The organism is Kocuria atrinae, from assembly GCF_039531425.1.
In the GTDB taxonomy this organism is placed as follows: domain Bacteria; phylum Actinomycetota; class Actinomycetes; order Actinomycetales; family Micrococcaceae; genus Kocuria; species Kocuria atrinae.
Genome location: NZ_BAAAQA010000006.1, coordinates 46,427 through 57,080 on the forward strand (window position 1 = coordinate 46,427; position 10,654 = coordinate 57,080).

The following is a 10,654-nucleotide window of genomic DNA, read 5'->3' on the forward strand; positions in this document are numbered from 1 at the left end:
ACGCCGCACGCCCTGGTGGGCGCGCGGCGTCGTCGGAATCCGAGAAACGTCAGAGACGTGGCCGATCAGCCGAAGCGGCCGGACACGTAATCCTCCGTCTCCTTCATCTGCGGGTTGTTGAAGATCTCGGTGGTGGGCGCGTACTCGATAAGCTTGCCCGGCTTGCCGGTGCCCTCGATATTGAAGAACGCGGTCCGGTCGGACACACGCGATGCCTGCTGCATGTTGTGGGTCACGATCACCACGGTGTAATCCGTCTTGAGCTCGTTGATCAGATCCTCGATCGCCAGCGTGGAGATGGGGTCCAGCGCGGAGCAGGGCTCATCCATGAGAATCACGTCAGGCTTCACCGCGATGGCACGCGCGATGCACAGACGCTGCTGCTGGCCACCGGACAGACCCGAACCGGGCTTGTTCAGACGATCCTTGACCTCGTTCCAGAGGTTGGCGCCGCGCAGTGAGGACTCCACCAGCTCATCCGCGTCCTTCGACGAAATGCGCTTGTTGTTGAGCTTCACGCCCGCCAGCACGTTGTCGCGGATGGACATGGTGGGGAACGGGTTGGGTCGCTGGAAGACCATACCGATCATGGAGCGCACCGTGACAGGGTCAACGCCCTTGCCGTAGAGGTCGTCGCCGTCCAGGAGCACCTTGCCCTTGGCATAAGCACCGGGGATGACCTCGTGCATGCGGTTGAGCGTGCGCAGGAAGGTGGACTTACCGCAACCGGAAGGGCCGATGAAAGCGGTCACGGACCGCGCTTCAATGTTGATGTTGACGTCCTCGACGGCCAGGAAGTCGCCGTAGTAAACGTTCAGGTCTTCAACGTCGATTCGTTTCGACATGGTGTGGATTCCTTAGAACTCGAGACTCGATGGATGCTTAGCGGCCGGACGTCTTGGGAGCGAACGCCTTGGCGATCAGCCGGGCAAGGAGGTTGAGCAGCATCACGATCGCGATCAGGATCAGTGCGGCGGCCCAGGCCCGCTGCAGCGAGGGGTCGGGGTTGGTGGGCGAAGTGGGTGTCATGATCTGGTAGTAGATGTACGTGGGCAGCGTGGTCATCCAGCCGGAGAACGAGTTCCAGTTGATGGCCGTTGCGAAGCCCGCGGTTACCAGCAGCGGAGCGGTCTCACCGATCACGCGGGCAATAGCCAGCGTAACGCCGGAGGCGATACCGGAGATCGCGGTGGGAATGACCACCTTCAGAATGGTCCGCCACTTGCGCACCCCCAGGGCGTAGGAAGCCTCGCGCAGCTCATTGGGCACGATGCGCAGCATTTCCTCCGTGTTCTTCACGACCGTGGGGATCATGAGCACGGTCAAGGCGACCGCGGCCACGAAGCCCGTACGGGTGGACGGGCCGAAGATCATGCCGAACAGCGCCGCCGCGAACAGACCGGCCACGATGGAGGGGATACCGGTCATGACGTCCACGAAGAACGTGATGGCCTTACCCAGCCAACCGTTGTTGGAGTACTCGACCAGGTAGATCGCCGTCAGCAGCCCGATGGGCACGGACATCAACGTGGCCCAGAAGGTGATGGAGACCGTACCCACGATCGCGTGGTAGGCGCCGCCCACGACATCTCCGGGTCCTTCGGCGAAGTTGTCCTGTGCACCCGTGACACCATTCATGGACGTGAGCAGCAGGTTGGAGGTCAGGCCAGGAATACCGTTTGCCAGCACGGTCCAGATCACCGAGATCAGCGGAATCACGGCCAGGATGAACGCGGTGTAGACCAGGAAGGTCATGAGCGAATCGGAACCGGCGCGTGATCCCTCGATCGCGCCGATCAACAGCGGGCCCACGATCAGGAACACGAGTGCCGCGAAGATCGCCCAGGTGGCGATGTTGAAGCCGATGAGCGCGGAAATCGCAGCACCGACCACGATCGCACCCACCCCGATCACGGGGATGAGCCACTTGGGGCGCTGGCCGCGAGTCAATCGCGACTCGCGCACGGGAGAAGTACCGGGCTTAGTCGTAGTCGTTGACATCAGTTAGCTCCCGAGAATTCCTTGTAGCGGGCAATGATGGCGCGAGCGATCATGTTCACCACCAGGGTGATCAGGAACAGCACCAGACCGGCAGCGATCAGCTCGGACAACCGCAGGCCGTAGGCCTCGGGGAAGTTCAAGGCGATTTCTGCAGCGATCGTCTGGTTACCGGACTTGATCAGCGAAGCGATCATGGGGCCCGAGGACAGCACCAGTGCCACGGCCATGGTTTCACCCAGGGCACGGCCCAGGGCCAGCATCACGGAGGAGATGATGCCCGGTCGTGCGAAGGGCAGCACGGACATCCGGATCATCTCCCAGCGGGTCGCGCCCAGCGCCAGGGCTGCTTCCTCATGCAGCTTGGGGGTCTGGGTGAAGATCTCGCGCGACATGGAGGTGATGATGGGCAGGATCATGATGGCCAGCACCACGCCCGCGGTCAGCATGGTCTTACCGGTCTGGGATGCGGGTCCCTCGAAGATCGGGATGAACCCCAGGTTGTTCGCCAACCAGTTGTAGAAGGGCACCAGCGCCGGGGCCAACACCGTGGCGCCCCATGCACCGTAGATCACGGAGGGGATGGCGGCCAACAGGTCGATCACATAACCGACGGACTTGGAAATCCGGGCCGGCGCGTAGTGCGAGATGTAGAGGGCCACCAGAATGCCGATGGGCGTGGCGATCAACAGCGCAATGATGGCCGCGATCAGCGTGCCCAGCACGAGGGGCCAGATGTACGAGAAGAAACCTTCTCCGCCGGTGATCTCGTCAGCCGGGGCCGCGAAAGTGGGCAGTGCCTGCAACAGCAGGAACAGTGCCACGGCCGCGAGCACCGCGAAGATCAAGATGCCCGCTGCGAGACTCAACCCGGAGAAAATTGAGTCGCCGGCGCGACCTGCCGAGGAGTTCTTGGTCCCCGGCTTCTGTGCGCTCGCTGTGGTGGACATGTACAAAGTCCCTTCAGATCATGGTCATTTCTCGTGCCAGGGCAACCTACCATCCTGGTCGGGATGGACGAGCCCGGGCGGTCGGCGCACAGACGGCGTCGACGCGATGTCCGCGCCGACGCCGCTTGTGCGCGCTAGGTTGTCAGGTCAGCCCTGAACCTTGATGGAATCCACTGCTGCCGTAGCCTGCTCGCGCAGGGTGTCAGACAACGGAGCGGAACCGGCGGAGTCGGCGGCGGTCTTCTGGCCGTCCTCGGAGATCACGTAGGACTCAAAAGCCTTGACGAGATCAGCGGTTTCCTGCGAGTCGTACTGCGCGCAGACCACGTGGTAGGAGATCAGCACGAGCGGGTAGGCACCAGCTTCGGTGGTGTCACGCTCGAGCTCGATGGCCATGTCGTGCTCGCCACGGCCCTCAACCTGCTTGGAGACCTCAACCGCCTTGGCTGCTGCTTCCGGGGAGTGGGGGACGTACTCTTCGCCGACCTTGATCTCAACGGTGCCCAGGTCGCCCACTGCGGAAGCATCCGCGTAGGTAATGGTTCCCTCGGTGCCCTGGGTGGTGTTCACAACACCGGAGGTGCCCTTGTCGTTCTCGGCGGAGTACTCGGAAGGCCATGCCTGATCCGGCTCGTTGGTCCAGTCCTCGGGAGCGGCCGAGTTGAGGTACTCGGTGAAGTTCTCGGTGGTGCCGGAGTCGTCGTTGCGGTGCACCACGGTGATGCGGGTGTCCGGCAGATCGGCGTCCGGGTTCTGCTCAGCGATCTCGGGAGCGTTCCAAGTTTTGATCTCGCCCTTGAAGATCTGGGCAATGGTGGGAGCGTCCAGCTTGAGGCTGTCCACGCCGGGCAGGTTGAAGGCCACGGCGATCGGGGAGATGTAGACGGGGAGGTTCAGGGCGCCGTCGGGGCCGCACTGCTCCTTGGCTTCCTCGTTCTCTTCGTCGCTCATGTAGGCGTCCGAACCCGCGAACTGTGCGCCGCCGGCCAGGAACGCGGTGCGGCCTGCGCCCGAGCCGTCCGGGGAGTACTGAACGGTCGCGCCGCTGTTGGCGGACTGGAAGCCGTTCTGCCAGGCGGTCATGGCGGCCTGCTGCGACGATGCGCCGATACCGGTCAGGGTGCCCGAAACGCTGGACTCGCCGCCGCCGTTGGAGTCTCCACCTTCGTTGCCGGTCGGGTTGTCCGAACTGCACGCGGTGAGTGCGAGAGCGCCAATGGCGAGAACTGCGGCTGAACGGCCGAAGTAGGAAGCCTTCACTGTGTTACCCCTTCATGGAATGAACCGGCGGTGCCGGTGGATCGCAAAGTGGCCGTCATCGGCCGAGTACTCGTTTACGGATAACTCACATCCGTGGTTGTACACCCGTGACGGTAGGCAGTGGATATGGACAGAGTTATCCGAGCGGGTGAACTACGGGTTAACAGATGACGCGTCAGTGCAGACGTCCGGGGCGCGACGTGCGCGTTCGCCATTCACTGTGATTTATTGCACACACCGGATACCGGACATGATCGGGGTACATCGGCCAGAACCGGATTTCCGCGGGCACTGCCTAAGATGGTGGCATGGCATCGAGCGAGGCGAACCACCACAGATCCCGGCTTGCTCATGTTCCCTCTGCGGTGAGCCGCCGTTCCAAGACCGGCTGGAACCGCATGCTCAGAGGGCTGTTTCAAGCCGTTCAGATGACCGTGGCTGCGGTGGGCGCGTACATGATCGCGGAACGCCTGCTCGGCCACCACGGGCCGATTTTCGCCGCAACCGCTGCCCTCGTGTCCCTGGGTTATGCCAAGGGTGGGTTACGTTACCGGCGCGTACTCGAAGTGTCCATCGGATGCACCCTGGGCATTGTGGTGGGCGATGTTCTGATTCACGCTCTGGGCCACGGGGAATGGCAAGCGGCCGTGGTCCTGTTGATTTCGCTCCTGCTCGCCAGGTTCTTGGACAACGGGGCGATCTTCACCACCCAGATGGGTTTGCAGTCCGTGCTGGTCGTGCTGTTGCCCCCTTCGCAGGACGGCGTGTTCGCCCGCTCCCTCGACGCCGTGGTCGGCTGTCTGTGCGCTCTCGCACTGGCCTACTTCATCCCGGAAGACCCCCGCCGTGAGCCCCGCGGCGACGTCCGCAAGCTCATCACCGAATACTCCGAGTTACTGGCCGAGTCCTCCCGCGCCGTCTCCGACTACGACTCCAGGCTGGCGTGGCATGCGCTGGTCCGTGGCCGCCAGACTCAGCCCCTGGTCGATTCGGTCCGCACGGGGTTGAAAGCGTCCAAAGAGATCTCGTACGCGTCTCCCCTGCACCGAAGACACCGGCAGGAAATCGACAGCCTGGATCATTGCATCCACTATTTGGACCTGGCCGTCAGGAACTCACGCGTTCTCACGCGCAGACTCGCGTCCGTATTGGACCACGTTTCGCTCGCCGACGACGCCGTCACTTCCCTGACCGAGGTGCTCGCCGATCTTTCCGACGCCGTGTTGAGCTTGGGTAACGCACTGGCCGTGAGCCACCCGCAATCGCGTGAGAGCTATCTGCGCCAGGCCCGCAATGAATTATTCTCGGTCGCGGAACGCCTGGAGCCCCACAGCATGGGGGTGCGCACCATGGAGGGTGAGGCGCTCGTGCTGATGATCCGTCCCATGGTGGTGGACCTGATCGAGGCCACTGGCATCAGTCATCAGGTGGCCATCGATCACTTGCCCCCGCTCCAAGCGGATTGATTCCGGGCAGCGTATGCGTGTCTGACGCGCTGGATACTGTGAACGCATGAGCACCAAGACCCGTAAATCCTCAGTGTCGTACCGTTGCACCGAATGCGGTTGGACCACGGCCAAATGGGTGGGTCGGTGCGGGGAATGCCAGTCCTGGGGCACCGTGGAAGAAGTCGGCGGCGCCCAGGACCACGGCCGCACTCAGGCCGCTCGTTCCGTGGCGCAGCCGGCCAAACCCATTGGTCAGGTGGACTCGTCCATCGCCCAGTTCACGCCCACCCACGTCACCGAATTGGATCGTGTACTGGGCGGCGGGTTGGTGCCCGGTGCCGTGATCCTGCTCGCCGGCGAACCCGGTGTCGGCAAGTCCACTCTCTTGCTGGACGCGGCCGCCAAGGTCGCCGGGGGCACAACTCCCCGCAACGTTCTGTACGTGACCGGTGAGGAGTCCGCAGCCCAAGTCAAGCTCCGCGCGGAACGTATCGGAGCTGTCGCGGACCAGCTCTATCTCACCGCGGAAACAGATCTGTCCACCGCGTTGGCTCACGTAGAGTCCGTAAAACCCCAATTGCTCATCGTGGATTCGGTTCAAACCCTGGCGAGTTCCGAGGTCGATGGCTCCGCGGGTGGCGTCAGTCAGGTACGTGAAGTGGCGGCCAGCCTGATCCACACAGCCAAGACCAAGAACATCACCACACTGCTGGTCGGGCATGTCACCAAGGAAGGCTCCATTGCCGGCCCGCGACTGCTGGAACACCTGGTGGACGTGGTCTGCCAGTTCGAGGGCGACAAGCACTCCAGGATCCGGTTGTTGCGCGCCATCAAGAATCGTTTCGGCCCCACGGATGAGGTCGGTTGTTTCGACCTCGGCGAGGCCGGCATTGAATCCGTGGCTGATCCGTCCGGCCTGTTCGTCTCCCGGACTCCCCTGCCGGTGGCGGGCACGTGCTTGAGCGTCACTGTCGAGGGACGTAGACCCCTGCTCGCAGAAGTACAGGCTCTTCTGGACAAATCGAGCACGGCCCAGCCGCGCCGGGCCACTTCCGGACTGGATGGGTCTCGCGTGGCCATGTTGCTGGCGGTGCTGCAGCGCCGCGCGGGCGTGGGATTGGCCAGTTTGGACTGCTATGTCTCCACGGTGGGCGGTGTCCGTCTCACTGAACCGGCCACCGACCTGGCAGTCTGCATGGCGCTGGCCTCTGCAGCTCAGGATCGCCCGCTTCCACAGCGCCTGGTCTGTTTCGGGGAGATCGGTCTGGCGGGTGAGGTCCGTCCCGTACCGGACATCAATCGCCGCATCCAAGAAGTCGCCCGCCTCGGTTTCACCCACGCCGTGGTGCCCGCCTCCCCCAGTGGGCCGGGAAAGATACCCCAGGGATTTTCTGTCCGAGAGGTCACCACGGTGAGCGAAGCCATCGAGTTGTTGTTCCCGCCCCGCGGCCACTGAGCGAGTAGCGGCCGGGTGCTGCTGGCGCCCGGTGGGCACGCGAACCTGGGCGCAGAGTGTATGCAAATAGCACGTAGGATGATGATGTGGTGAAAGCTCAGGAGTCGGCCCTACGTAAAACCCTGGCCCGCTTGGCGCCCGGAACCCAGTTGCGCACCGGACTCGAACGCATCCTGCGGGGCCGGACCGGCGGGTTGATTGTGCTGGGCTTCGACAAATCCGTGGAAGCGGTGTGCTCCGGTGGCTTCGACATCGATACCGAGTTCACCCCCACCAAACTGCGCGAGTTGGCCAAGATGGACGGCGCCATCGTGTGCGACCGCGATGCCACCCGCATCCTCAAAGCCGGAGTGCAGCTCATGCCGGAAGCTCACATCGAGACCCAGGAATCCGGTACTCGCCACCGCTCCGCCGAACGCACCGCCAAGCAGACCAACGTTCCCGTGGTGTCCGTGAGTCAATCGATGAGCGTGATCACCATTTACGTGGGCGATCACCGCTACGCCATTGAAGGCTCGCAGGCCATCATGGCCCGCGCCAATCAGGCACTACAGACCCTGGAGCATTACAGCAACCGACTCGAGCAGGTGCTGGGCAGCCTCTCCGCACTAGAGATCGAGGCCGCCGTGACGGCGCGGGATGTTGCATTGACCTTGCAGCGGATGGAAATGGTGCGCAGGATCTCCGAGGAGATCAGCTGGTACGTGCTGGAACTCGGCGAGGACGGTCGCTTGATTTCGCTTCAGTTGGAAGAACTCACCGCGGGTAACAGCCCCGGACCGGATGTGGTCCTGCGTGATTACCTCCCCGAGGACACTCCGCCTGAGGTGTTGAAGGACGCCACGGAACAACTGGCCGAGTTGTCTCCCGCAGATCTGATCGACCTTCAGAAAGTCGCCGTGGCCGCAGCCTTGATCACGCCCCAGGGCAACTTGGAAGCGGACTTGCACCCGCACGGTTACCGACTGCTCGACGGCATCAAGTCCATGCCCCGCGTGGTGGCCAAACGCTTGGTGGGTCAGTTCGACGGGCTGCAGGCCCTCATGGCCGCGAACCTGGAGGACCTTATGTCCGTGGAGGGCATTGGCGAGCAGCGTGCCCGCAACGTACGCGAGTCGCTGTCCCGCATGGCAGAGACGAGCCTGCTCGAACGCTTCATGTAGTCAGCGGCTTATTCCAGCACGAACGTTGCGTTCGAGCTGTTCTGCCCCCCCAGACCAACGGTCAGGTTGTAGTAGCCAGCCATGGCCTTCGGCTGATCTGCGGGGCAACCTTCTGCGGTACGGGTGCGGTTCCACGTCAGACGGGCGTCTTCCTTCTTGCCCGGCTCCAGTGTGACGTTCCGATCCTCGCCGTCCGCCGCGCAGTGCCGCGAGTCGAAAATGACGTCCGAACCGGACGTGACCACGTAGTTCATGGCGTTCGTCCCAGCGTTGACCCGGCACGGGGTGTCACCGGTGTTCTCCATGGTCATGACCAGCACGGGTTCTTGATCGGCCGGGTACGTCTGTTTGTCCGTGGACGCCGTGAGGCTCAGATTTGCACCGCATTCCTCAACGGCCACAGGACTGGCCGACGGGTCCTCACTGTCCTCTTCACCGCTGGGAGTCGGTCGGGGGGTGAAGTCCGCGAACTTGTTGTTCGGATCCACGGTTGCTTCCGGAGTGGCCTCGGCCGTGACTTCGGTTTGCGGCTGTGGTTGCTCGGGCTCCTCCGAGGATCCGGTCAGCGCCGAGACCACGGAGGAAATGCCCCAAATCAGCGCCACAACCAACACGAGAAGCACGGCAAGCGCAATCAAGCGACGTCGGCGGTAGACCGAGGGCGGCAACCGGTCATCGGAATCCCCGTGGGACACGCGGGGGTCGCTGGAATCACGCTGCTCAGAACCGTTGGTTGCCATGACCTCCAGGCTACCGTGGGGACTTATGAACTTGAGCCCCACACCCTGCGCACCGGATCAACTTCACGGCATTCACCAAGCCGTGATCCAGTGGTTCTCACGCGCCGGCAGGGACCTCCCATGGCGGCACCCCGATTGTTCCCCCTGGGGCGTACTGGTGAGCGAAATCATGCTCCAACAGACGCCCGTGGTACGGGTCCTGCCCATCTGGCGCGAATGGCTCGATCGCTGGCCCACACCGGCGGATCTCGCGGCTGCGAGCCCCGCGGAGGTGGTGCGAGCCTGGGGCAGGCTCGGGTATCCACGCCGGGCGCTCCGGCTGCACGCGGCGGCCACGGAGATCGCCGAGAACCACGGCAATCGGGTCCCGGAGGACCACGCGGAACTGTTGGATCTGCCCGGCATTGGTTCCTACACGGCGGCGGCCGTGGCAGTATTCGCGTTCGGCCAGCACTACACGGTGGTGGACACCAATATCCGCCGCGTGCACGCTCGACTGTTCAGCGGTAAGGCCTTGCCGTCCAAGTCCCTCACCGCCGCAGAGACCCGGCTTGCGGACCAGCTCATGCCCGAGGGCCGTGAAGACTCGGTGAAGTGGAACCAGTCCGTCATGGAACTCGGTGCCCTGGTGTGCACGGCGCGCGCTCCCAAATGCGACGATTGCCCGGTGTTCGACCAGTGTGCGTGGATAGCCGCTGGGCGGCCGGAGCCGGACTACGTTCCCAAAGGCCAGTCCTGGCACGGCACCGACCGGCAGGTGCGCGGCGCCATGATGGCGGTGCTGCGGCACAGCCCCGCGCCGATTCCGGTGGATCTGTTGCTCACGGATCGCGCGGGTGCGGAGCAGCTGGCGGCCCGGATGGAGCGTCCCGAGCAAGAGACGACCGACATGCTCGAGAAGCTGTGGTCCCTCCCTGCCCCGCCGGAACAGCGCGAGCGAGCCTTTCAGGGGCTGGTGAGGGATGGTCTTGCGAGTCGTCAGGGAGACGAAGCGAGCCTGCCCGGCTGAGGCGGGCGAACTTCAACTGGCCGGGTGCCCGAGGCAGTGGGACGGCCATGTCAATGTGCCGGGCCAAGCCGACGGCTTCGGCCGGGGTCAGTGTGCCGCGTGCAGTTGCCGAATCATCCGGGTATTGCCCAGTGTGTTGGGTTTCACGCGGGCCAGGTCCAAGAACTCGGCCACGCCTTCGTCGTGGGATCGCAGGAGCTCGGCAAAGACATCCGGGTCGATGCTTTCCTGATTCTCCATGACCTCGAAACCGTGGGCGGAGAAGAACTCGACCTCGAACGTCAGACAGAACACCCGGCTCACCCCGAGTTCAGCGGCACGCTCGATCAGGACCTCGAGCATGCGCCGTCCGACACCCTGCCCACGCGCCTTGGCGGAGGTGGCCAGCGTGCGGACCTCGGCGAGGTCCTCCCACATCACGTGTAACGCGCCGCAGCCCACCAGCTCGCCGCTCTCGGTCTGGGCAACCACGAACTCCTGGATGTTCTCGTAATAGGTCACCGTGTCCTTGGTGATCAGGATGTTCTCCTGCGCCATGGGCGACACCAGAGCCTTGATTCCCTGGACGTCAGAGGTCCTCGCGGGCCGAATGCTGATCTTTTCCATGCCAGAACTGTACGCCGCCGCTAC

General features: G+C 63.6%; 10 protein-coding genes. 4 read left to right on the plus strand and 6 right to left on the minus strand.

The window, feature by feature from the left end; genetic code table 11:
- Positions 1-65 precede the first annotated feature (65 nt).
- The 4 genes from pstB to pstS form a co-directional block, all read right to left on the minus strand.
- Positions 66-845, minus strand: a complete 780-nt coding sequence (pstB, locus tag ABD283_RS04295) for a phosphate ABC transporter ATP-binding protein PstB (protein WP_344223767.1) — start codon at positions 843-845, stop codon at positions 66-68.
- 37 nt (positions 846-882) lie between these two features.
- A complete protein-coding gene (pstA, locus tag ABD283_RS04300; protein ID WP_344223768.1) occupies positions 883-2,001 on the minus strand; it encodes a phosphate ABC transporter permease PstA in 1,119 nt (372 codons plus the stop codon).
- The gene (pstC, locus tag ABD283_RS04305; RefSeq protein ID WP_344223769.1) at positions 2,001-2,948 is read right to left on the minus strand and encodes a phosphate ABC transporter permease subunit PstC; all 948 of its coding nucleotides are present in this window, start codon (positions 2,946-2,948) and stop codon (positions 2,001-2,003) included. The genes pstA and pstC overlap by 1 nt, the downstream gene beginning before the upstream one ends.
- 147 nt (positions 2,949-3,095) lie before the next feature.
- Positions 3,096-4,208 (minus strand): phosphate ABC transporter substrate-binding protein PstS, encoded by a 1,113-nt coding sequence (gene pstS, locus ABD283_RS04310; protein WP_344223770.1) that lies wholly within the window; start codon positions 4,206-4,208, stop codon positions 3,096-3,098.
- A 308-nt stretch (positions 4,209-4,516) separates the two neighbouring features.
- Between pstS and ABD283_RS04315 the strand changes: the two genes are divergently transcribed.
- From ABD283_RS04315 to disA, 3 genes are all read left to right on the plus strand, one after another.
- Complete coding sequence (locus tag ABD283_RS04315) at positions 4,517-5,674, plus strand: FUSC family protein (protein ID WP_344223771.1); 1,158 nt, start codon at positions 4,517-4,519, stop codon at positions 5,672-5,674.
- Positions 5,675-5,720: 46 nt separating this feature from the next.
- A complete protein-coding gene (radA, locus tag ABD283_RS04320) occupies positions 5,721-7,112 on the plus strand; it encodes a DNA repair protein RadA (RefSeq protein ID WP_344223772.1) in 1,392 nt (463 codons plus the stop codon).
- Between the two features lie 86 nt (positions 7,113-7,198).
- Positions 7,199-8,275 (plus strand): DNA integrity scanning diadenylate cyclase DisA, encoded by a 1,077-nt coding sequence (gene disA, locus ABD283_RS04325; RefSeq protein WP_344223773.1) that lies wholly within the window; start codon positions 7,199-7,201, stop codon positions 8,273-8,275.
- Positions 8,276-8,283: 8 nt separating this feature from the next.
- On the opposite strand, the gene ABD283_RS04330 is transcribed toward disA, so the two are convergent.
- A complete protein-coding gene (locus tag ABD283_RS04330) occupies positions 8,284-9,015 on the minus strand; it encodes a hypothetical protein (RefSeq protein WP_344223774.1) in 732 nt (243 codons plus the stop codon).
- Here ABD283_RS04330 and ABD283_RS04335 point away from each other — a divergent pair.
- Complete coding sequence (locus tag ABD283_RS04335; RefSeq protein WP_425552794.1) at positions 9,014-10,024, plus strand: HhH-GPD family protein; 1,011 nt, start codon at positions 9,014-9,016, stop codon at positions 10,022-10,024. The two genes, ABD283_RS04330 and ABD283_RS04335, sit on opposite strands and share 2 nt — an antisense overlap.
- An 87-nt stretch (positions 10,025-10,111) precedes the next feature.
- Here ABD283_RS04335 and ABD283_RS04340 read toward each other — a convergent pair whose 3' ends face one another.
- Positions 10,112-10,630 carry an amino-acid N-acetyltransferase gene (locus ABD283_RS04340; RefSeq protein ID WP_344223800.1) on the minus strand — a complete coding sequence of 173 codons (519 nt, stop codon included), beginning with the start codon at positions 10,628-10,630 and terminating at the stop codon, positions 10,112-10,114.
- Between the last annotated feature and the right edge of the window lie 24 nt (positions 10,631-10,654).

Coding starts and splice junctions, on each gene's coding strand:
- pstC (WP_344223769.1), bottom strand. CDS start 2,948: ATGTCCACCACAGCGAGCGCACAGAAGCCGGGGACCAAGAACTCCTCG.
- pstA (WP_344223768.1), bottom strand. CDS start 2,001: ATGTCAACGACTACGACTAAGCCCGGTACTTCTCCCGTGCGCGAGTCG.
- radA (WP_344223772.1), top strand. CDS start 5,721: ATGAGCACCAAGACCCGTAAATCCTCAGTGTCGTACCGTTGCACCGAA.
- ABD283_RS04335 (WP_425552794.1), top strand. CDS start 9,014: ATGACCTCCAGGCTACCGTGGGGACTTATGAACTTGAGCCCCACACCC.
- ABD283_RS04330 (WP_344223774.1), bottom strand. CDS start 9,015: ATGGCAACCAACGGTTCTGAGCAGCGTGATTCCAGCGACCCCCGCGTG.
- pstB (WP_344223767.1), bottom strand. CDS start 845: ATGTCGAAACGAATCGACGTTGAAGACCTGAACGTTTACTACGGCGAC.
- ABD283_RS04340 (WP_344223800.1), bottom strand. CDS start 10,630: ATGGAAAAGATCAGCATTCGGCCCGCGAGGACCTCTGACGTCCAGGGA.
- ABD283_RS04315 (WP_344223771.1), top strand. CDS start 4,517: ATGGCATCGAGCGAGGCGAACCACCACAGATCCCGGCTTGCTCATGTT.